The organism is Burkholderia sp. lig30 (assembly GCF_000687455.2).
Lineage (GTDB): Bacteria > Pseudomonadota > Gammaproteobacteria > Burkholderiales > Burkholderiaceae > Burkholderia.
Map to the genome: position 1 here is coordinate 1 of NZ_JGVW01000099.1, position 20,484 is coordinate 20,484.

The following is a 20,484-nucleotide window of genomic DNA, read 5'->3' on the forward strand; positions in this document are numbered from 1 at the left end:
GTTCGGCCGAACGCCACCGGACGAGAAGTTGCCCCTCCTCCCCTCCCCCCTGTCTCACCCCGTTCCTCGCGTTGATGCCCGTCGCTCAAGCGTTAATCGTCAAGTCTTCGTGACAGTTTGTGCAAACGAACCGAGAACGATAAGCGTCCCAACGTACTTTCGAATCAGTCTTATATACACGGAGCGATCGCATCGCGATCATGCGTTCCGTCAAGGCATACGGGAAACGGCTCGTGCGGCCCAGTCCCCGGCACCCCTGACTTCCACGCAGAGCATCGAATCCATCGATTGCTCCCAATTTATCAGGATAACGATATGAAAAAAGTACTCGCTCTGACTCTTCTCTCCTGCGCGGCGCTGAGCGCCGGTACGGCGAATGCCCAGTCCGCCGAAATCAGGGTCACGGGGAAGATCGTCCCGGACGCCTGCCAGGCCAGCTTTTCCAACGGTGGCAACGTCGATTACAACGTCATCTCGTCCGACAAGCTCAAGAACGACCTGGTGACGAAGCTGGAGCCCCGGCGGCTGTCGCTGAGCGTGACCTGCAACGCCGCGTCCAAGGTCAGCCTCAAGATGACCGACAACCGCTCGGGCACCGCGGCCGGCGGCGCGGGCGACGGCTACGATTTCGGCCTCGGCGGCAAGAACACCGGCTCGTACACGCTGGAACTCGCCAGCGCCACGAGCGACGGCGACGCGGCGACCGTGCTGACCGATACCAGCGGCGACGGCACCTGGACGAACGACCTCACCGGCTTCAAGGCCGACGGCTCGTTCCGCAAGTCCTTCGCCACCGGCGCGGCGACCACGCCGGGCGCCTATGCGACCGTGACGAGCGACATCGTCGTGAGCCCGGTCATCAACAAGCTCTCCGAGCTCGACATCGGCCAGGGCATCGACCTGGATGGCTCGGCCACGCTGGAACTGGCCTACCTGTAACGCTCGTCGCCGCGCCACGCCGGCGCTTGTCGACCGTGGCGCCGCACTTGCCTGACCTGCGCGGGAACCGGCCAGTCGGCACGCTTGCCGCGTCAACGCGCGCAGAGCCGACGCCGCGCTCCGAAGCGCCGGGACCGAATGCGCCGGTGAGCCGGCGCCACGCCAGCCGTGGCGCCGGCTCGCTCCCGTTGAACGATGGTCCTTTCATCAATGGAAGCTCTCGTGACGATACGACTCGCTCTCCCGTTGCTCACTTGTGCGCTGCTGAATGCCGGTTCCGCTTTTGCGGCCGACTTGAGCGTCAAGGGCAGCATCAAGCCTGTCGCCTGCGACTTGACGGCAGGCGCATTCGACTTCGGCACGACCTCGCATGGCGCGGGCAAGGACAGCCTGACCAGCCAGACTACCGAGCTGGTGGTCAACTGCCGGGCGCCCACCCAGTTCGCCATCCGGCTGATCGACAACCGTGCGGACATGCTCCCCGGTTACACCGACAACGACGACTATGGCCTCGGCACGCCCGACGGTACGAAGCTGGGCGCCTACAAGATCAGGATGACCCATGCCTTCGACGACACCGGCGTCCTCCAGTCGCTTTTGCGCTTGCCCGGATCGCAGGAATGGGCGTTCGTCCCGCTGCCCCGGCCATTGATCCCGAATGCCATGTACACGATGAGGGCACAGGGAACGGGGGAGAAACCGGAGCCGGATTGGCTCAGACTCATGCGCCTCCGTCTCGTCGCGACGGCCACGCTCGCCCCCGACATCGACCGCGGCAAGGAACTCGACTTCGAAGGCTCGGCTACCGTGGAAATGCACTATCTGTAAGCGCCGCGCCCGCGGGGCCTTTCCATGCACGCAGGCACTTCGCCTCGCCCGCCTCATCGGAGGCATGGCTCTTTCACCAATGGACGCACCCATGAAGACACGATTCGCACTCCCATTGTTCGCGTGTGCCCTGCTGCACGCGCCTCTCGCACTCGCCGGCACCGACCTGAACGTCAAGGGCCGCATCGCGGTCGGCGCCTGCGCTTTGACGATGCTCGACGGCGGCATTTTCGATTTCGGCAAGACCTCGCATAGCGCAGCCAACGGGGCGGATGCCGGCCGGACCGCGAAGCTGTCGGTCGACTGCGCGAGCCCGACCAAGTTCGCCTTTCGGCTGATCGATAATCGCGCAGACATGGCCTCCGGTTCCGGCAACGAGACCGACTTCGGCCTGGGCGGTCCCGATGGCACGAGCGCGGGTCATTACCGAATCAGCATCATCAATGCCCACGACTCCATCATCGATCGTGACCGCGATCCGTCGAGCTCGAACCTCTGGCTGCGAAAACGCTTGCCCGGCGGGCAGGCATGGACGAGCGCGACAATCGGGCGCTATTTCCCATTAACGCCGAATGCCATGTACGGCATGACGTCGGCGCTGGCGCCCTCGTCGAGCCCGGACGCGCTTGTGCGCATGCGGCTCACGCTCTTGACGACGCTCGGTCTCGCACCCGACATCGATCGCGGCAAGGATCTCGAACTCGACGGCTCCGCCACCGTGGAACTGCACTATCTCTAAGCGTCGGGCGGTACGCACCGGGCGCGCCCGTTTTTCCCGCCGGGCGCGCGGTTCCTCCCCGCTGCCCTCGTCCCGTGCCGATCGCCGCGGCTGACGATGCCGCCCGCCGGCTGCCCGCATTCCCACGGCGCCCTGACTGACGCGCTCGACACCGCGATCGTCGTCGGGCCCGCCCGATCGATTCCGCCCGGGCTGCGCTCATGTCCGCCGATGGCGGACTCCGATCCATCGGGCCGGCCGTCCTCCGCCGTTTCGGACAGACACCGGAAACCAGAGCGCAGTTTCGAATCGGTCTCATATACATGAGGCAATCGCACGGCGATCATCCATTTCATCGCGCCCGACATGCCCGGACCGAAGTCGCGCGCGAGCCTTCTCCTCGCCTGCCGCCGGGCTTGCCAGCCAGCCCGGCGGACGGCTCCTTCACCCATGAAAGCAACCATGAAAACACGATTCGCCCTGCCATTGTTCGCCTGCGCCCTGCTGAACGCTCCCCATGCGCTGGCCGGCACCGACTTGCACGTCAAGGGCCGCATCACGCCCAACGCCTGCGCGTTAACGATGGCCAACGGTGGCGCATTCGATTTCGGCACGTACCGAAGCGGCCAGATCAACGAGGGCGCCGCCCCCCGAACCACCTCGCTCTCGCTCGAGTGCGCGCGGGAGGCGCGCGTCGCGATTCGGCTGATCGACAATCGCGCAGACACGCCGGGATACGATCCCGACAACGCGGGCGACTTCACGTTGAGCACGCCCGACGGCCAAAAGACGGGAACCTTCCGCATCGGCATCGTCGAGGACAGCGCCTGGGCCGGCACCGAGAAAATCGCGCTGGTGCGGCGGCTGCCCGGCGAGGAGAACTGGTCGCTCGGCGCGACAGGCGAGCATGCCCCCGTGATCCCGAATGCGATGTACTCCTTTCAGTGGCGCCAGGGCGGCGTGCCGAAGCCGGACGCACTCAGCCGCTGGCGCGTCTCGCTTTCGGCGAACGTGAATCTCGCCACGGACATCGACCCCGGCAAGGCGCTCGACTTCGACGGCTCCGCCACCGTGGAGCTGCATTACCTGTAACGGTAACGCGCCAAGGCGCGCCATTCAGGAGCGGTGCCGCCGGCATGCCGCGGCACCGCGATCCGGCTGACAGCCCCTCGAGGCGGCTTGCCCGTCGAGCCACCTTTCCGTCGCATGTCGCCACCGCCCGATGACGCGCGGACGGCGCCTGCCCGACTCATTCCGAACGCATCACTTTTCCTGCTCATACCGTTCATCATGCGCTCCCGTCTCTCTCCTCCCTGTTCCCCGGCACGCCGTCGGGCCGAGCCCGCCCGGCGCCGCTGGTGGGGCGAACTGCTGCTGGCGCTGAACTGCGCGGCCCTGCCCGCCGCCGCGCTGGCCGCCGGCGTGCAGCCCGAATCATCCGTCGTCATCCTGAACGAATCCGACGGCGAAACGACGATGAACGTGCGGAACACCGAAGACTCGCCGCTTCTGCTGCACACGGCCATCCAGAACCTGCCGGAAGACAACGAACTGCTGGTGGTGGCGGTGCCGCCGATCAGCCGCGTGGAGGCAAAGGAAACGCAACTGGTGCGCTTCCTGATGCAAAGCGCGGAGCCGATCAAGGTGCAGCGGCTCAAGCGTGTCACGTTCGAGGGCATCCCGCCCAAGGCGGCGGACGGCACGTCGCGCATCAGCATGACGGTACGCCAGAACCTGCCGCTGATCATCCATCCCGCCAACCTGCCGAAGAACGCGGAACCGTGGAAACTGCTGAAGCTGTCGCTGGACGATCGAAAGCTGCGAGTCGTCAACGACAGCGCCTACGTGGTCCGTCTGGCGCAAAACGTGGAGATGCTGCCCGACAGGACGCAGGTGGATATCGGCACGACCTATCTGCTGCCCGGCAGCGAACTGAGCGTGGCGCTGCCGCCCGCCGGCAGCGCCACGCCCGCCGCCGTGCGCATATCGCCCGCCAGCGCTTACGGATATTCGTCCGAGACCTATGACATCCCCCTCGGTGCAGCCGCAAAGAGGTAAGCGTGCCGCCACGTCTTCGCTACGCGGCCACGCTGCAGGCGGCGCATCACCTGGAGCCGTGGGTCCTGCCCTTGCCCGCCGGGCGGCGGGCGCCCGATACGGGCCGAGGTGGCGTGCTGTCGCTGGTGCTGGCGCTGTGTTCCGGCGCGTTCTCGCCTGCGCACGCGCATGCCGCGCCGATCCCCGCCGCAGCGCCGCTCGCCGGCCATCCCGGGGAGCCTGCGGCCGGCATCGCCGGGAAACAGGACGACGGCAGCACGCCTGAACCCGGGGCTCCCGCAACCACGGCCGGCGGCGCCCGGGCCGCAGGCACGCCCGAAAGCGACCCCACTTCGCCCCGGACACGCGGCGCCGTCGAATTCGACACGGCAACACTGACCCAGCGCGGCCTCGATCCGCAGATCGCGTCGTACTTTCGCGATTCGGCGCGCTTTCGTCCCGGCGGCGCGACGGTCACGGTATTCGTCAACGATATCCATCGAGGCCGCACCCAGGCTCGCTTCAACGACCAGGGCGAACTCTGCTTCGATCTGGCGTTGCTGGAAACGGCGGGCCTGAAGATCCCCGAAACGATGCGCGGCGACCGCGGCGGCCCGGACGCAGGAGCCTGTCGCGACTACCGGACAGCGTACCCCGGCACCATCGTTTCGCTGCGGCCCAACCAGGAAGAAATCCGGCTGATCGTCCCCACCGACGCGCTGCGTCCGACGGAATCGGATTTCTCGGGCTACAGCCGGGGCGGCACCGCCGTGTTGCTGAACTACGACCTGACGGCCATGCGCAGCGAGAGCGGCGGGACGACCTCGCACTTCCTGTCGCTCGGCAGCGAGCTCGGGCTGAACGTCAACGACTGGATTCTGCGCAGCCGCGCCAGCACCTCGATGCAGGCCGGCCAGCTCCGGACGCAACACCTCTACGCGTACGCGCAGCGCACCTGGGCCGACCGAGGGGCCACGGTCCAGGCCGGGCAGATCAATATCGCCAATTCGGTGCTGACCGGTGCGCCGCTGACCGGCGTTCAAGTGTTCCCCGATGCCGCGCTGGCGGCGCAGGCGCGCAACGTGCTGATGGTGGAGGGTCTCGCGCAGTCTCCGCAGGCGCGGGTCGAAGTTCGGCAGGCAGGCGCGCTCATCTACTCCACCGTGGTGCCCGCCGGCCCGTTCACGCTGACCGATCTGCCGTTGCTGAACGGCAGCAGCGACCTCGACGTGACGGTGATCGAAACCGGCGGCGCGCAGCACCGTTTCACCGTGCCGGGAAGCGCCATCAATGCCGGATCGCTGGGACAGCGGCCGGGGTACTCTTTCGCGCTCGGCAAGAGCCGCGACCTGGGTAGCGGCAACGCGCGCCAGCTCTGGGTGGCAAGCGCGAGCGGCAACTGGACAGCCGGCCGGCACGGCCATCTCGGCGCCGGTGCCCTGGTCGCTTCGCGCTACCAGGCGGTCAGCTGGGGCGCGGATATTCGTCCGTCGCGCACGCTCGGCCTCAAGCTGCAGCAGCGCGTGTCGCGCGCCACGCGGGAGGCGTCCCGCACCGGCACGCAGATCGAATTCTCCGGCGTCGCCAGCAAGCTGCCTGGCAATCTTTCGCTGAGCTTCAGCACCGCGGTGCAAAGCAAAGGCTACCGCTCGCTGACCGACGTCACGCAGAACATCGTCGACGCCGCGGCCAGCACCGCGCGGTATCGCACCCAGCATACTGCGTCGCTGGGATGGTCCGGCACGCGGGCTGGCAATGTCGCCGTCGGCTATTCGCATTCGACGCTGCAAAACGGCCGCAAGACGCAGCGTCTGAACATGTCGTGGGCGAAGACCTTCTCAGTCGGCACGCTGTCGCTCAACGTAGAGCGCGATCTCAACTCGCGCAACGACGCAGGGTCCGGTTATGCCGGCAACACGCCGGTCAATGCGTACTATGCGTCGCTCAGCATCCCGCTCGGCAAGCGCAGCGTTCGAACCTATGCGAGCAACAGCGGCGGCTACACCCGGATGGGCGCCGCGTACAGCGAACGGGTCGGAGACAGTCTCAATTATTCCGTCAACGCCGAACGCAACACCCAATCGGGCAACAACAACGTGTCCGCGCAATTGTCTGCCGTGCCGCGCTTCGCGCAGGTCAACCTGGGCGTGTCCGCCGCCGGGAAGGGCGCCCGCTCTTACTACGGCGGCGCGAGCGGCGGGCTGGTGCTGCATGCGAAGGGCCTGACGGCCTCGCCCTATCCGGTGCAGGACACCTTCGGCATCGTGTCGACCGGCACCGCGGACATCAAGGTGACCACGCCGCAAGGGCCGGTCTGGACCGATCATTGGGGCCGCGCCGTGATCCCCCAGCTATCGGCCTACGGCAGAAGCCAGGTCGAAATCAACACCCGCAGCCTGCCGCGCAACGTGGATATCCGCAACGGCGTCCGCCAGGTGGCAGCCGGCCGTGGCTCGGTCAACCATGTGGACTTCGAACTGACTCGCGTGCGGCGCCTGATGCTGAATGCGCGCGATGCCGATGGCAACGCACTGCCGGCTGGCGCATATGTGTTCGACGAGAAGCAGCAGTTCGTCAGCACGGTGCTCGGCGACGGCCGGATCTTTCTCAACAATGGCGCGGAGAACACCACGCTTTCGGTTGCACTGCCTGACGGCGGCCAGTGTGCGCTGCGCTACACGCTGCCCGTGGCTTCCGGCTCCGGCCGCGGCCTCTTCGAAACCGTCGACGCGAGCTGCGCGCCCCGACAAGACTGACGACGCCCAGACCATGCGAATCTCCCGCTTCCCCCTGCTTTCCGGCCTGCTGCTCTGCCTCGGCGCATGCGCCGCCACCGATGCGGCGGCCAGCGACAACTGCCGGCTCCAGACGACCCCGGCGCAGGTGGACTACGGCAGGCTGTCCCGGCACGCGATCCTCGGCCAGCCGGCCACGGCCCACGGCCATTCGCTGGGCAAGCGCCTGATCACGGTCAATGTCGTGTGCGCCGCCCCAACCAGGCTGACCTTGCTCGTGCGCGGCACCGCCGCCGGCGAGAGCGGCTTCCGCTTTGGCCCGCAAGGCCATCTCGCGCTGACGGCCACCCAAGCCGTGCTGGATGGCAACGCGATTTCGCTGGGAGTCGTGGAGCAGCCGGGAGACGCGCCTTCGGCGATCGCCGCCCGCGCGCCGCTGCTGCCGGGCAAAGGGGTCACTGCGGTGGTGGACGGGCAGGCGAGTGCCGGCAGCCGGCTGTCCGTGCAGATCGAGCTGGAAGCCTCCGTCCCCGCCAATGCCCTTTCGGTAACGAGAGAAACCGACTGGGTCAGCGGCCCCGGCATCGAGCTGGTCGAGCGCTGACGCACTGGCGCGAGTCGCCGGGCGAGCGGCCCAAATGCCTGCGCCGGTGCGGCCGGGAACGCCTTCGTACGAACGGGGCTCGGGCGTGGCTGCATTGCCCTGAAGAACGAACACCGGCGGCGCCGGCGCGGCCGGGAGCGCCTGATGTGCAAGCCGCCCGGACAGGCTCCGATCGCCCTCGCCGGTCGCCCTCGCCGGTCGCCCTGAAAGCGCGATGGCCCGGCAGGCATGTGCCTGTCGGGCCATCTTCTTTCCGGAGGAATTTCCGGTATGCGGTGCGATGGCGGTCGCTCACGCGCCGCCATCGACGGCACCTTTACATCGCCGACACCTGCCGCCCGGCGCTCGCCTTCGCGTCGCGGCCGCGCTTGTTCAGCCATGCGGCAGCCAGCACGATGGCCGCGAGCCCCGCCGTCGCCGCGACTTCCATCCGGTGATCCTCGCTGATCAGCATCACCGTCAGCGTGCCGCAGATGAACAGAATCACCGCCCACGTGAGCCACGGGAACAGCCACATCCGCAGCGTCAGGTTCGCGCCGGTCGTCTCGAGCGTCTTGCGCATCCGCAGCTGCGAGATCGCGATCACGAGATACACGAGCAGTGCGATCGCGCCGGACGTCGCGAGCAGGAAGCCGAACACCTGTTCCGGCATCAGATAGTTCGCGATCACGGTCAGGAAGCCGAACGCGGTCGATGCGAGCACGGCCGCAAGCGGCGTGCCGGTCGAATCGGTGCGGCTCAGGAACGCGGGCGCATCCTGGCGCTTCGACAGCGAGAACAGCATCCGCGACGCGGTGTACAGCGCCGAGTTCAGGCAGCTTGCGACCGACACCAGCACGATCACGTCGATGATCGCCTTCGCGTGCGGCACGCCGATCAGTTCCATCGCGCGCTGATACGAGCCGTGCTTCGGCAGCAGCGCATCGTTCCACGGCACGATCGCCGCGACGACCAGGATCGAGCCCAGGTAGAACAGCGTGATACGCCAGATCACCGAATTGGTCGCACGCACGATCTGGCGTTCCGGGTTGTCCGACTCGGCGGCCGCGATCGTCACGATCTCGGTGCCGAGGAACGAGAACATCGTCGTCAGCATCGCCGCGAGCACCGCGCCGGAACCCTTCGGCATGAAGCCGCCATGCGTGTAGAGGTTCGACAGGCCCGACACGTTCGCGCCCGGCAAAAAGCCGAAGATCGCCGCGCCGCCAATGGCCAGGAACACGACGATCGCGACCACCTTGATCAGCGCGAACCAGAATTCGAATTCACCGTAGTGCTTGACGGAGAACAGGTTGGTCACCGTCAGCAGCGACGTGATGCCCAGCGCGAAAATCCACGTCGCGATGCCGGGGAACCACGCATTGAGGATGTTGGCGGCGGCGGTTGCCTCGATCGGAATCACGAGCACCCAGAACCACCAGTACAGCCAGCCGATCGAGAAGCCGGCCCAATGACCGATCGCGCGATCGGCATAGGTCGAGAACGAACCGCTGTCCGGATGTGCGACGGCCATCTCGCCGAGCATGCGCATCACCAGCACGACCAGCAAGCCTGCGATCGCATAGGCAACGATCGATGCCGGCCCCGCTTCCGCGATCGCGTGCCCGGAGCCGACGAACAACCCCGCGCCGATCACGCCTGCGATCGACAGCATCGTGACGTGACGCTGCTTCAGGCCGGTTCCCAGGCCTGTCTTGCTACCTTCCATGTCTCTCTCCAAAAAACGATTCCGATCCAACCGAGTGTGGCGTGAAGGCGGCGTGTCATACTTCTTTTTGTCGAACCGGGAGCGGCATGACGCGCGAGACGCGTCGGCATGGTGCCGGCCCGCGGCCAATCGGGCAGGTGCGCGACGCAGGTCTGCGGGCTGCGTGTGCGGGACGCGTCGCCGGACACGATCGGATCGTGCGACGGCGCATCGTAGCGTCCTTCCCCGTTGGCGTGATGGTTGACCACCTTCGAAGCGCGCAGTGTAAGCATCAATCGGTTCCGGACTGAGAGCCAATTCGTCAATTTTCGTAGAACCACTTCGCCGACGGCACCGATCGTGCCGCGTCCGCGCCGGGTTTCAGGAGCGCTGAACAACGTCGCCACGGCGCGTGCCCAGGCCACGGCGGCGTCGCCGCGTGGCCGTGATGCGCGGCTGACGCGACCGGCCGCCACGCCAGTCCGTGCCCGCGGCGAAGTACAATAGGCGCTCGTGCCGCCGACACGCGGCAACGCCGCCGCATGAGTCGCGGCAATCTCCAGACAGAATCCCCCGGCGCCGCCATGCCGTCACGATGCGCGGCAGCCCCAACTTTTTGACTTTCTCTCGCAGATGGCCCAATACGTTTTCACGATGAACCGGGTCGGCAAGATCGTGCCGCCCAAGCGCCAGATCCTGAAGGACATCTCCCTGTCGTTCTTCCCCGGCGCGAAGATCGGCGTGCTCGGCCTGAACGGCTCGGGCAAATCGACGCTGATCCGCATCATGGCGGGTGTCGACAAGGACATCGAAGGCGAAGCGACGCCGATGCCGAACCTGAACATCGGCTACCTGCCGCAGGAGCCGCAGCTCGATCCGACCAAGACGGTGCGTGAAGCCGTCGAGGAAGGCCTCGGCGACCTGTTCCAGGCCAACAAGAAGCTCGAAGAGATCTACGCGGCGTATGCCGAGCCGGACGCCGACTTCGACGCGCTCGCGGCCGAGCAGGCGAAGTACGAAGCGATCCTCGCGTCGAGCGACGGTGGCAGCCCCGAGCAACAGCTCGAAGTGGCCGCCGACGCGCTGCGCCTGCCGCCGTGGGACGCGAAGATCGAACACCTGTCGGGCGGCGAGAAGCGCCGCGTCGCGCTGTGCAAGCTGCTGCTCGAAAAGCCCGACATGCTGCTGCTCGACGAACCGACCAACCACCTCGACGCCGAATCGGTCGACTGGCTCGAGCAGTTCCTGGTGCGCTTCCCCGGCACCGTCGTCGCCGTCACGCACGATCGCTACTTCCTGGACAACGCGGCCGAGTGGATTCTCGAGCTCGACCGCGGCCACGGCATTCCGTGGAAGGGCAACTACAGCAGCTGGCTCGACCAGAAGGAAGAGCGCCTGAAGCAGGAAGAGGCGTCGGAATCGGCGCGCCAGAAGGCGATCAAGAAGGAGCTGGAGTGGGTGCGCCAGAACCCGAAGGGCCGCCAGGCGAAATCGAAGGCGCGTATCGCGCGCTTCGAGGAGCTGAGCAGCCAGGAATACCAGAAGCGCAACGAGACGCAGGAAATCTTCATTCCGGTCGGCGACCGGCTCGGCAATGAAGTGATCGAGTTCAAGAACGTCAGCAAGGCGTTCGGCGACCGCATGCTGATCGACGACCTGAGCTTCAAGATCCCGGCGGGCGCGATCGTCGGCATCATCGGCCCGAACGGCGCCGGCAAGTCGACGCTGTTCCGCATGCTGACGGGCAAGGAGCAGCCGGATTCGGGCGAGATCGTGATGGGCCCGACCGTGAAGCTCGCGTACGTCGACCAGAGCCGCGACGCGCTCGATGGCTCGAAGACGGTGTTCGAGGAGATCTCGGGCGGCGCGGACATCCTGACGGTCGGCAAGTACGAAACCCCGTCGCGCGCGTACATCGGCCGCTTCAACTTCAAGGGCGGCGACCAGCAGAAGAACGTCGGCAACCTGTCCGGCGGCGAGCGCGGCCGCCTGCATCTCGCGAAGACGCTGATCGCCGGCGGCAACGTGCTGCTGCTGGACGAACCGTCGAACGACCTCGACGTCGAAACGCTGCGCGCGCTCGAAGACGCGCTGCTCGAGTTCGCCGGCTCGGTGATGGTGATCTCGCACGACCGCTGGTTCCTCGACCGGATCGCGACGCACATCCTGTCGTTCGAAGGCGATTCGCAGGTCACGTTCTTCGACGGCAACTACCAGGAGTTCGAAGCCGACAAGCGCGCGCGCCTCGGCGAGGAAGCCGCGAAGCCGCACCGCCTCCGCTACAAGCCGATCAGCCGGTAAGCGGCGCACGGCCGGAAGCGCCGGTCACGGGCGGCATCGCCGCCGTGGTCCGGTGCGTACGGCCGAAGATGAAGAGAAAAAGCGGGCGCAATGCCCGCTTTTTCTTTTGAAGACGAACTCGCCGGGCGCGATGCCCGGCCGATGCAGCGCGACCCGTGCGTGCCGCGCGTCAGATCGGCTGCGTGCGCGCGTCCAGCCACGCCTTCGCGTCGCCGCTGACGTGCCGCCCGACGCGCTCGCGCACCGTCGCGTGATACGCGTTGAGCCATGCGCGCTCTTCCTCGTGCAACAGCTCGATCAGCACGCAGCGCGTGTCGATCGGGCACAGCGTCAGCGTCTCGAACGCGAGGAAATCGCCGAACTCGGTCTGCCCCGCCGCGCGGTTGAGCACCAGGTTCTCGATCCGGATGCCCCACTTGCCCGGCCGATAGACACCCGGCTCGATCGACGTGATCATCCCCTCTTCCATCGCCGTGTGCGGATCGGCCGGCGCGTAATGCGAAATCACCTGCGGGCCTTCGTGGACGTTCAGGAAATAGCCGACCCCGTGGCCGGTGCCGTGGCCGTAGTCGAGCCCGGCCGCCCACATCGGCGCCCGCGCGATCGCATCGAGCATCGGCGAGCGAATGCCGCGCGGAAAGCGCGCGCGCGACAGCGCCATCATCGCCCTCAGCACGATCGTGAAATCGCGCCGCTGCAGGTCGCCGACCGTGCCAACCGGCACGACGCGCGTGATGTCCGTCGTGCCGCCCACGTACTGGCCGCCCGAGTCGATCAGCAACAGCCCGTCGCCTTCGATCGTCGCGTGCGATCCGGCCGTCGCGCGGTAATGCGGCATCGCGCCGTTCGCGTTGAAGCCGGCGATCGTCCCGAAGCTCGGCGACACGTAGCCGGGACGCCGCGCCCGCGCGGCGGTCAGCTTCTCGTCGATCGTCAGCTCGGTGATCGTCTCGCGGTTCAGCGCCTGCTCGAACCACGCGAAGAATTCCGCGAGCGCCGCGCCGTCGTGCTCCATCGTCATGCGAACGTGCCCGATCTCGGCGGACGTCTTGCGCGACTTCGCGAACGTCGACGGATTGACCGCCTCGACGAGCGCGACGCCGGACGGCACCGCCTCGAGCGTACCGTAGGTCACGCGGCGCGGATCGATCAGCAGCGTCGCGCCGTCGGGCAGCGCCCCCAGCGCGCCGCGCGCGGCGTCGTACGGTCGCACGTCCACGCCGTCCCGCGCGAGCGCGGCGGCGAGCGCCGGCGGCACCTTGCCGTCGGCGACGAACAAGGTCGCGCGGTCGACGCCGATCAGCGCGTGCGCGACGAACACCGGGTTGTAGTCGACGTCGGCGCCGCGCAGGTTGAACAGCCACGCGAGATCGTCGAGCGTCGACACGAAATGCCATTGCGCGCCCTGTGCCTGCATCGCGCGGCGAATCACCGCGAGCTTGTCGGCGCGGCTCGCGTCGGCCTGCGGCGCAACATGCTCGAACACCACGTCGTCGGGCAGCGGCGGCCGCTCCGGCCAGATCGCGTCGAGCAGGTCGAGATCGGTGCGCAACGCGACGCCGCGCGCCGTCAGCGCGGCGCGCAGCGCGCGTGCCGCGGCGACGCCGAGCACCGCGCCGTCGGCACCGACCGTGGCGCCCGCCGGCACGTGCTGCGCGAGCCAGTCGACATGCGGCGCGCTCTGCTGCCCGCCTGCCATCTTCATCAGCTGCACGCCGCTGCCCGCCAGCTCGGCGTCGGCCTGCACCCAGTAGCGGCTGTCGACCCACAGGCCGGCGAAATCCTGCGTGACGACGAGCGTGCCGACCGAGCCGGTGAAGCCGGACAGCCAGCGCCGCGCCTGCCAGCGCCCGGGCAGGTATTCGGACAAATGGGGATCGGCGGACGGCACCAGATAGGCGGCGAGATCCTCGCGGGCCATCGCGCCGCGCAGCAACGCGAGGCGGGCCGGCACAGAGGAAGCGTCGGAGAGTCGGGCAATCATGATTTCACCTGAGCGCAATCAGCGACGGGCCGCCAGCGCGACCGTCGCGGCCACGGCAAGGAACGCGACGCCGGTGCAGACCGGCCATTCGAGCGTTTCGCCGTCGTAAAAGAGCCCCGAGAGATGGCCTGCCATGCGGGCCACGGCGGCGCCGACGATGCCGGCCAGCACCGCGACCCACCATGCCGGCCGCCCGGCGCGCCGCATCGGGTGCAGCCACGAGCCGAACAACCCGACGGCCGTTCCCAGGACGATGATTCCAAGCCAGTTCATTCGACGCCCTCGATTAATTTCGGATTCGTCCCATAGGCGTGAACGATTCGCGCGGCTAGCATGACCCATCATCCCAACCGAGATCAGCAAGGTGCTCGCCGCGTAACGTTTGAGTTTAGGGGCCGACCCGACGTTATGGCAAGCGCGCACTCGCTGCCATGCTGAAGAAATTCCCATGCGAATAGCCCTGATCGATCCGGATGCGCGGCATGCAACGCTCCTGAATCGCCTCCTTTTTGCCGGCGGCCATCTTTGCCACACGTTTCAGGCAAGTGCGCCGTTCCTCGAGTGGCTCGCCACCGAGACCTGCGACCTGCTGATCACCGACAACTGGGCGGGCGACCTGCCGGCCGAGGAGGTGATCCCCAAGGCGCGCGCGATCCTGCCCGGCCTGCCCGCGATCGCCGTGATGACGCTGCCGCGCGAAAGCGAGATCGTCTCGTGCCTGCACGCGGGCGCCGACGACTGCGTCGCCAAGCCCGTGCGCGGCCCCGAGCTGCTCGCACGCGTGAACGCGCTGATGCGGCGCGCCGGCGTCCAGCGGCCGACCCGCTCGCGCGACACATTCGGCGATTACGCGTTCGACGCGACCCACTGCCTCGTGCGCTTCGGCGACGAAGTGGTGTCGCTCACGCCGAAGGAGTTCCGCTTCGCGCTGCTGCTGTTCGCGAACCTGTCGCGCCCGGTGTCGCGGGTCCATATCCTCGAGACGGTCTGGGCGCGCCGGCGCGACATGAAGTCGCGCACCCTCGACACGCATGCGTCCCGGCTGCGCAGCAAGCTCAGGCTGCTGCCCGAGCACGGCTACCGCCTGCTGCCGCTGTACGGCTACGGCTATCAGCTCGACAAGGTGCCGATCGATCCCCCAATCCGGGCGCCCCGTCACGCGAAGGCCCGGCATTCGCCGGGTGAGGAAATCGCCGAAACGCTATAATATGGGGCTAAACGATAGCCCTTGATATGCAACTCCTCACGATCGGAATCAATCACCACACTGCGCCTGTCGCCTTGCGCGAACGCGTGGCGTTTCCGCTCGAACAGATCAAGCCGGCTCTCGTCACGTTCAAGAACGTGTTCCTCGGGCGCCAGGCGCCCAACTCGCCGGAAGCGGCGATCCTGTCGACCTGCAACCGCACCGAGCTGTACTGCGCGACCAATGATCGCGCGGCGCGCGACGCGGCGCTGCACTGGCTGTCGGAGTATCACCGCATTCCGGTCGACGAACTGGCCCCGCATGTCTATGCGCTGCCGCAGTCGGAAGCCGTCCGGCACGCGTTCCGCGTCGCCTCCGGCCTCGACTCGATGGTGCTCGGCGAAACGCAGATCCTCGGCCAGATGAAGGACGCGGTCCGCACCGCGTCGGAGGCCGGCGCGCTCGGCACCTACCTGAACCAGCTGTTCCAGCGCACCTTCGCGGTTGCGAAGGAAGTGCGCGGCACGACCGAGATCGGCGCGCAGTCTGTATCGATGGCCGCGGCCGCCGTCCGTCTCGCGCAGCGCATCTTCGAAACCGTGTCGGATCAGCGCGTGCTGTTCATCGGCGCAGGCGAAATGATCGAGCTGTGCGCGACCCACTTCGCCGCGCAAGCGCCCCGCGAGCTGGTCGTCGCGAACCGCACCGCCGAGCGCGGGCAGAAGCTCGCCGAGCGCTTCAACGGCCGCGCGATGCCGCTGTCCGACCTGCCGACGCGCATGCACGAGTTCGACATCATCGTGTCGTGCACCGCGTCGACGCTGCCGATCATCGGCCTCGGCGCGGTCGAGCGCGCGGTGAAGGCACGCCGCCACCGGCCGATCTTCATGGTCGATCTCGCGGTGCCACGCGACATCGAGCCCGAAGTCGGCCAGCTCAAGGACGTGTTCCTGTACACCGTCGACGATCTCGGCGCGATCGTGCGCGAAGGCAACGCGTCGCGCCAGGCGGCGGTCGCGCAGGCCGAAACGATCATAGAGACGCGGGTGCAGAACTTCATGCAGTGGCTCGACACGCGCAGCGTCGTGCCGGTGATCCGCCACATGCATACCCAGGCCGACGCGCTGCGTCGCGCCGAGCTGGACAAGGCGCAGAAGATGCTCGCGCGCGGCGACGATCCGGCCGCGGTGCTCGACGCGCTGTCGCAGGCGCTGACCAACAAGCTGATCCACGGCCCGACGAGCGCGCTCAACCGGGCCAACGGCGCCGACCGCGATTCGCTGATCGACCTGATGCGCGGCTTCTACCAGCACGCGCCGCGCTCGAACGACTCGTCGGACCGTTAGCGCCGGCATCCCCGCTTTGCCGGCCGTCCGGCCGGTTCCCCCTTTCCGATTTCCTTGCCCGGGAGCGCCGCTCCACACCATGAAAACGAGCATGCAAAGCAAGCTCGACCAGCTGTCCACACGGCTGGCCGAACTGAATGACCTGCTGAGCCGCGAGAACGTCACGGCCGACCTCGACCAGTACCGCAAGCTGACCCGCGAACATGCGGAGCTCGGCCCTGTCGTCGAGCATTACGCGCTGTGGCGTCAGTCCCGCAATGACGAAGTGGCCGCGCAGGAGCTCATGGGCGACCCGGCGATGCGCGACTTCGCCGAAGACGAGATCAAGAGCGCACGCGAGCGGATGGCGTGCCTCGAGACCGAGCTGCAGACGATGCTGCTGCCGAAGGACCCGAACGACGACCGCAACATCTTCCTCGAAATCCGCGCGGGCGCCGGCGGCGACGAATCGGCGCTGTTCGCGGGCGACCTGTTGCGCATGTACCTGCGCTACGCGGAACGGCAGCGCTGGCAGGTCGAGATGATGTCGGAAAGCGCGTCCGATCTCGGCGGCTACAAGGAAGTGATCGTGCGGATCGCCGGCCAGGGCGCGTATTCGCGGCTCAAGTTCGAGTCGGGCGGCCACCGCGTGCAGCGCGTGCCGGCGACCGAGACGCAGGGCCGCATCCACACGTCGGCCTGCACGGTCGCGGTGATGCCCGAAGCCGACGAGATCGGCGAGGTCGAGATCAACCCGGCCGACCTGCGGATCGACACGTTCCGCGCGTCGGGCGCCGGCGGCCAGCACATCAACAAGACCGACTCGGCGGTGCGCGTCACGCACATTCCGACCGGCATCGTCGTCGAGTGCCAGGACGACCGCTCGCAGCACAAGAACAAGGACCGCGCGCTGAAGGTGCTGGCCGCACGGATCAAGGACAAGCAGTATCACGAGCAGCACGCGAAGGAAGCGGCGACGCGCAAGAGCCTGATCGGCTCGGGCGACCGCTCGGAACGGATTCGCACGTACAACTTCCCGCAAGGCCGGATGACCGATCACCGGATCAACCTCACGCTGTACAAGCTCGAGGCGATCATGGACGGCGATCTCCACGAGATGATCGCCGCGCTCGCCAGCGAGCATCAGGCCGAGCAGCTCGCGTCGCTCGGCGACGCCGACTGAGGCCCGCGATGAGCGCCACGACCGCCCTCGAACTCCTGCGCGCGTCGCCGCTCGACCCGGTCGACGCGCGCGTCCTGCTCGCGTTCGCGCTCGGCTGGACCCGCACGCAGCTGATCACGCGCGGCGACGAGCCGCTCGACGCGGAATCGGCCGCGCGTTTCCTCGCGCTGGAGGCGCGCCGCGCCGCCGGCGAGCCGGTCGCGCAACTGGTCGGCATGCGAGAGTTCTTCGGACGGCCGTTCGACGTGACGCCCGACGTGCTGATTCCCCGCCCCGAAACCGAATTGCTCGTCGAAACCGCGCTCGACGCGATCGACGGCATCCCCCATCCTGCGGTGCTCGATCTCGGCACCGGCAGCGGCGCGATCGCGGTGTCGATTGCCGCGGAACGGCCGGACGCGCGCGTGTGGGCGCTCGACCGCTCGGCGGCCGCGCTCGCCGTCGCGGCGCGCAACGCGGACAAGCTGCTCGACGCGAAGCGCCCCGGCGGGCCGCTGCACTGGCTGCAAAGCGACTGGTATGCGGCGCTCGACCCGGCGCTCGCGTTCGACGCGGTCGTCAGCAATCCGCCGTACATCGCGCAGCACGATCCGCATCTGTCGCAAGGCGACCTGCGCTTCGAGCCGCGCGGCGCGCTCACCGACGACGCCGACGGCCTCGCCGCGATCCGCGTGATCGTCGCGGGCGCCCACGCTCACCTGAAGCCGGGCGGCACGCTGTGGATCGAGCACGGCTACGACCAATCCGACGCCGTCCGCTCGCTGTTGAGCGCGCACGGCTTCATCGCGGTCGAATCGCTGACGGATCTCGCGGCGATCGAGCGCACCACGGGCGGCCGCCTGCCGGGCTGACGCGCCGCTCGGCACCCGGCCCGCGCAGTTGAAATCCGCTATCATTTCGATCTAACGCCTGCTATCTCAAGGTCAGTCATGGACACCCAACAACGTATCAAGCAAATCGTCGACGAAAACACGGTCGTGCTCTTCATGAAGGGCAACGCACAGTTCCCGATGTGCGGCTTCTCCGGCCGCGCCGTGCAGGTGCTGAAAGCCTGCGGCGTCGATCAATTCAAGACCGTCAACGTGCTCGAGGACGACGAAATCCGTCAGGGCATCAAGGAATTCTCGAACTGGCCGACGATCCCGCAGCTGTACGTCAAGGGCGAATTCGTCGGCGGCTCGGACATCATGATGGAGATGTACCAGTCGGGCGAGCTGCAGCAACTGCTCACCGCCTGAGCCCCTTCCCCTCGATGGAATCCCGCAGCGCCCCGCCGCGCCGGCTGATCGTCGCGATCACCGGCGCCACCGGCGCGATCTACGGCGTGCGGCTGCTCGACATGCTGCGCGCCGCCGGCGGCGTCGAAACGCACCTGCTGATTTCGAGCGCCGGCTGGCTCAACATCCAGCACGAGTTGAGGCTGTCGAAGGCCGACGTCGAACGCCGCGCGGACGTCGTGCATTCGGTGCGCGACGTCGGCGCGACGATCGCGTCGGGCTCGTTCGCGACCGACGGCATGGTGATCGCACCCTGCTCGATGAAGACGCTCGCGAGCGTCGCGCACGGCCTGTCGGACAACCTCATCACCCGCGCCGCCGATGTCACGCTGAAGGAGCGTCGCCGGCTGGTGCTGCTGGTGCGCGAAACGCCGTTCAACCTCGCGCATCTGCGCAACATGACCGCCGTCACCGAGATGGGCGGCATCATCTTTCCGCCACTGCCCGCGTTTTACGCGATGCCGGCGACGATCGGCGAACTGGTCGACCAGACGGTCACGCGCGTGCTCGACATGTTCGCGCTGAGCGCACCGCTGACGACGCCCTGGGAAGGCATCCGCCACGCGCAGTAAGCGCCGCGCGCGACCGCTTTTCCACGTTTTCCCGCCGAACACGAACGCTTCATCCGGCTTCTTCCGTCAATCGCACGAAAAATCGCCTGCGCACGCACGCCGGCATTCATGTCACGCGAATTATCAACAAATACGATTGAATTAAATTCGCCGACGCACGTTTATCAATTTTCGGTGCAGGTCTATAGTCGTCGGCAACATCACTTGCCAGGCCACTGCCATGACCCGCTTGCCCTCGCTCTACCTGTCCCACGGCGCGCCGACGCTGCCGATCGACCCGGCGCTGCCGTCGCGCGCCTTCACGCAGCTCGGCGCCGCGCTGCCGCGCCCGCGCGCGGTGCTGATGCTGTCCGCGCACTGGGGCACGCAGCAGCCGGTCGCGAGCGTCGCGCAGCAGCCGGAGACGATCCACGACTTCTACGGCTTCCCGCGCGCGCTGTACGAGATCCAGTATCCGGCGCCGGGCGCGCCGGACGTCGCCGAGCGCGCGGCAGCATTGCTGAACGCGGCCGGCATCGCGACCGCAACGCACGAACACGGTCTCGACCACGGCGCGTGGGTGCCGATGCTGCTGATGTTCCCGGACGCCGACGTGCCGGTCGCCCAGCTGTCGATCCAGCCGCGCGCGGACGCCGCCCACCATTTCCGGCTCGGCCGCGCGCTGCGCCCGCTGCGCGACGAAGGCGTGATGGTGATCGGCTCGGGGCAGATCACCCACAACCTGCGCGCCGCCGATTTCGGCGCAACGCCGGAAGAAGCCGATCCGAGCGTCACCGAATTCACCGACTGGTTCGAAGCGAAGCTGGCCGAGCGCGACATCGACGCGCTGCTCGACTACCGCCGCCAGGCGCCGCACGCGGTGCTGATGCATCCGACCGACGAGCACTTGCTGCCGGTGTTCGCGGCGCTTGGCGCGGCCGACGACGATTACCAGCTCGGCATCCAGTCGCTCGGCACGTATCAGCGCGTGCTCGCAATGACGAACTACGTGTTCACCGGCGCGGCGGCCTGACGTATCGCAGGCGGCGCCACGCGGCGGCCGCGAGCGCCAAAGAAAAACCCGTCCGGGCGAGGCCCGGACGGGTTTTTTGCGTTTCCCGCCGCCCCG

At 67.6% G+C, this 20,484-nt stretch carries 18 protein-coding genes; 15 read left to right on the top strand and 3 right to left on the bottom strand.

Translation table 11 applies throughout. The features are described from left to right. Window positions 1–315 precede the first annotated feature (315 nt). From LIG30_RS20120 to LIG30_RS20150, 7 genes are all read left to right on the top strand, one after another. Window positions 316–939, top strand: coding sequence for a DUF1120 domain-containing protein (locus LIG30_RS20120; RefSeq protein WP_038714847.1), 624 nt, complete (start codon window positions 316–318; stop codon window positions 937–939). A 222-nt stretch (window positions 940–1,161) separates the two neighbouring features. Next, window positions 1,162–1,767: a hypothetical protein gene (locus tag LIG30_RS20125; RefSeq protein WP_152986169.1), complete on the top strand. Its 606-nt coding sequence runs from the start codon at window positions 1,162–1,164 to the stop codon at window positions 1,765–1,767. Window positions 1,768–1,858: 91 nt separating this feature from the next. Further along, window positions 1,859–2,506 carry a DUF1120 domain-containing protein gene (locus LIG30_RS20130; RefSeq protein WP_160326713.1) on the top strand — a complete coding sequence of 216 codons (648 nt, stop codon included), beginning with the start codon at window positions 1,859–1,861 and terminating at the stop codon, window positions 2,504–2,506. A 441-nt stretch (window positions 2,507–2,947) separates the two neighbouring features. Next, a complete protein-coding gene (locus tag LIG30_RS20135) occupies window positions 2,948–3,577 on the top strand; it encodes a DUF1120 domain-containing protein (RefSeq protein WP_160326714.1) in 630 nt (209 codons plus the stop codon). Between the two features lie 114 nt (window positions 3,578–3,691). Then, complete coding sequence (locus LIG30_RS20140) at window positions 3,692–4,543, top strand: fimbria/pilus chaperone family protein (RefSeq protein WP_235510340.1); 852 nt, start codon at window positions 3,692–3,694, stop codon at window positions 4,541–4,543. Window positions 4,544–4,656: 113 nt separating this feature from the next. Next, on the top strand, window positions 4,657–7,278 hold the full coding sequence (locus tag LIG30_RS20145; protein WP_083494105.1) for a fimbria/pilus outer membrane usher protein: 2,622 nt from the start codon (window positions 4,657–4,659) through the stop codon (window positions 7,276–7,278). Window positions 7,279–7,291: 13 nt separating this feature from the next. Next, window positions 7,292–7,861 (top strand): hypothetical protein, encoded by a 570-nt coding sequence (locus LIG30_RS20150; protein ID WP_038714855.1) that lies wholly within the window; start codon window positions 7,292–7,294, stop codon window positions 7,859–7,861. Window positions 7,862–8,177: 316 nt separating this feature from the next. Here LIG30_RS20150 and gabP read toward each other — a convergent pair whose 3' ends face one another. Then, complete coding sequence (gabP, locus tag LIG30_RS20155; protein ID WP_038714857.1) at window positions 8,178–9,569, bottom strand: GABA permease; 1,392 nt, start codon at window positions 9,567–9,569, stop codon at window positions 8,178–8,180. A 612-nt stretch (window positions 9,570–10,181) separates the two neighbouring features. Here gabP and ettA point away from each other — a divergent pair. After that, on the top strand, window positions 10,182–11,849 hold the full coding sequence (ettA, locus tag LIG30_RS20160; RefSeq protein WP_038714858.1) for an energy-dependent translational throttle protein EttA: 1,668 nt from the start codon (window positions 10,182–10,184) through the stop codon (window positions 11,847–11,849). A 169-nt stretch (window positions 11,850–12,018) separates the two neighbouring features. Here the strand turns inward: ettA and LIG30_RS20165 are convergent, their stop codons facing one another. Both LIG30_RS20165 and LIG30_RS20170 read right to left on the bottom strand, forming a co-directional pair. Then, window positions 12,019–13,833 (bottom strand): aminopeptidase P family protein, encoded by a 1,815-nt coding sequence (locus LIG30_RS20165; protein ID WP_038714860.1) that lies wholly within the window; start codon window positions 13,831–13,833, stop codon window positions 12,019–12,021. An 18-nt stretch (window positions 13,834–13,851) separates the two neighbouring features. After that, window positions 13,852–14,106 carry a hypothetical protein gene (locus LIG30_RS20170; protein ID WP_038714862.1) on the bottom strand — a complete coding sequence of 85 codons (255 nt, stop codon included), beginning with the start codon at window positions 14,104–14,106 and terminating at the stop codon, window positions 13,852–13,854. Window positions 14,107–14,281: 175 nt separating this feature from the next. On the opposite strand from LIG30_RS20170, the gene LIG30_RS20175 reads away from it, so the two are divergent. The 7 genes from LIG30_RS20175 to LIG30_RS20205 all read left to right on the top strand — a co-directional run bounded on the left by LIG30_RS20175 (window position 14,282) and on the right by LIG30_RS20205 (window position 20,388). Beyond that, window positions 14,282–15,040: a response regulator transcription factor gene (locus LIG30_RS20175; RefSeq protein WP_038714863.1), complete on the top strand. Its 759-nt coding sequence runs from the start codon at window positions 14,282–14,284 to the stop codon at window positions 15,038–15,040. Between the two features lie 26 nt (window positions 15,041–15,066). Continuing rightward, a complete protein-coding gene (hemA, locus tag LIG30_RS20180) occupies window positions 15,067–16,365 on the top strand; it encodes a glutamyl-tRNA reductase (RefSeq protein ID WP_038714864.1) in 1,299 nt (432 codons plus the stop codon). A gap of 79 nt (window positions 16,366–16,444) precedes the next feature. Further along, a complete protein-coding gene (gene prfA / locus LIG30_RS20185) occupies window positions 16,445–17,527 on the top strand; it encodes a peptide chain release factor 1 (RefSeq protein WP_038714866.1) in 1,083 nt (360 codons plus the stop codon). Between the two features lie 8 nt (window positions 17,528–17,535). Beyond that, window positions 17,536–18,378, top strand: a complete 843-nt coding sequence (gene prmC / locus LIG30_RS20190) for a peptide chain release factor N(5)-glutamine methyltransferase (RefSeq protein ID WP_038714867.1) — start codon at window positions 17,536–17,538, stop codon at window positions 18,376–18,378. 78 nt (window positions 18,379–18,456) lie between these two features. Next, entirely contained in the window at window positions 18,457–18,765 is a 309-nt protein-coding gene (grxD, locus tag LIG30_RS20195) for a Grx4 family monothiol glutaredoxin (protein ID WP_038714869.1), read from the top strand. A 14-nt stretch (window positions 18,766–18,779) separates the two neighbouring features. Continuing rightward, the gene (locus LIG30_RS20200) at window positions 18,780–19,376 is read left to right on the top strand and encodes a UbiX family flavin prenyltransferase (RefSeq protein ID WP_038714870.1); all 597 of its coding nucleotides are present in this window, start codon (window positions 18,780–18,782) and stop codon (window positions 19,374–19,376) included. A gap of 220 nt (window positions 19,377–19,596) precedes the next feature. Next, window positions 19,597–20,388, top strand: a complete 792-nt coding sequence (locus LIG30_RS20205) for a DODA-type extradiol aromatic ring-opening family dioxygenase (RefSeq protein ID WP_038714872.1) — start codon at window positions 19,597–19,599, stop codon at window positions 20,386–20,388. Window positions 20,389–20,484: the final 96 nt, after the last annotated feature.

What these genes read in the sequence shown, in the direction of transcription:
- LIG30_RS20120 (WP_038714847.1), top strand. Translation starts at nt 316, where the DNA reads ATGAAAAAAGTACTCGCTCTGACTCTTCTCTCCTGCGCGGCGCTGAGC.
- LIG30_RS20130 (WP_160326713.1), top strand. Translation starts at nt 1,859, where the DNA reads ATGAAGACACGATTCGCACTCCCATTGTTCGCGTGTGCCCTGCTGCAC.
- LIG30_RS20135 (WP_160326714.1), top strand. Translation starts at nt 2,948, where the DNA reads ATGAAAACACGATTCGCCCTGCCATTGTTCGCCTGCGCCCTGCTGAAC.
- LIG30_RS20140 (WP_235510340.1), top strand. Translation starts at nt 3,692, where the DNA reads ATGTCGCCACCGCCCGATGACGCGCGGACGGCGCCTGCCCGACTCATT.
- LIG30_RS20150 (WP_038714855.1), top strand. Translation starts at nt 7,292, where the DNA reads ATGCGAATCTCCCGCTTCCCCCTGCTTTCCGGCCTGCTGCTCTGCCTC.
- gabP (WP_038714857.1), bottom strand. Translation starts at nt 9,569, where the DNA reads ATGGAAGGTAGCAAGACAGGCCTGGGAACCGGCCTGAAGCAGCGTCAC.
- ettA (WP_038714858.1), top strand. Translation starts at nt 10,182, where the DNA reads ATGGCCCAATACGTTTTCACGATGAACCGGGTCGGCAAGATCGTGCCG.
- LIG30_RS20165 (WP_038714860.1), bottom strand. Translation starts at nt 13,833, where the DNA reads ATGATTGCCCGACTCTCCGACGCTTCCTCTGTGCCGGCCCGCCTCGCG.
- LIG30_RS20170 (WP_038714862.1), bottom strand. Translation starts at nt 14,106, where the DNA reads ATGAACTGGCTTGGAATCATCGTCCTGGGAACGGCCGTCGGGTTGTTC.
- LIG30_RS20175 (WP_038714863.1), top strand. Translation starts at nt 14,282, where the DNA reads ATGCGAATAGCCCTGATCGATCCGGATGCGCGGCATGCAACGCTCCTG.
- hemA (WP_038714864.1), top strand. Translation starts at nt 15,067, where the DNA reads ATGCAACTCCTCACGATCGGAATCAATCACCACACTGCGCCTGTCGCC.
- prfA (WP_038714866.1), top strand. Translation starts at nt 16,445, where the DNA reads ATGAAAACGAGCATGCAAAGCAAGCTCGACCAGCTGTCCACACGGCTG.
- prmC (WP_038714867.1), top strand. Translation starts at nt 17,536, where the DNA reads ATGAGCGCCACGACCGCCCTCGAACTCCTGCGCGCGTCGCCGCTCGAC.
- grxD (WP_038714869.1), top strand. Translation starts at nt 18,457, where the DNA reads ATGGACACCCAACAACGTATCAAGCAAATCGTCGACGAAAACACGGTC.
- LIG30_RS20200 (WP_038714870.1), top strand. Translation starts at nt 18,780, where the DNA reads ATGGAATCCCGCAGCGCCCCGCCGCGCCGGCTGATCGTCGCGATCACC.
- LIG30_RS20205 (WP_038714872.1), top strand. Translation starts at nt 19,597, where the DNA reads ATGACCCGCTTGCCCTCGCTCTACCTGTCCCACGGCGCGCCGACGCTG.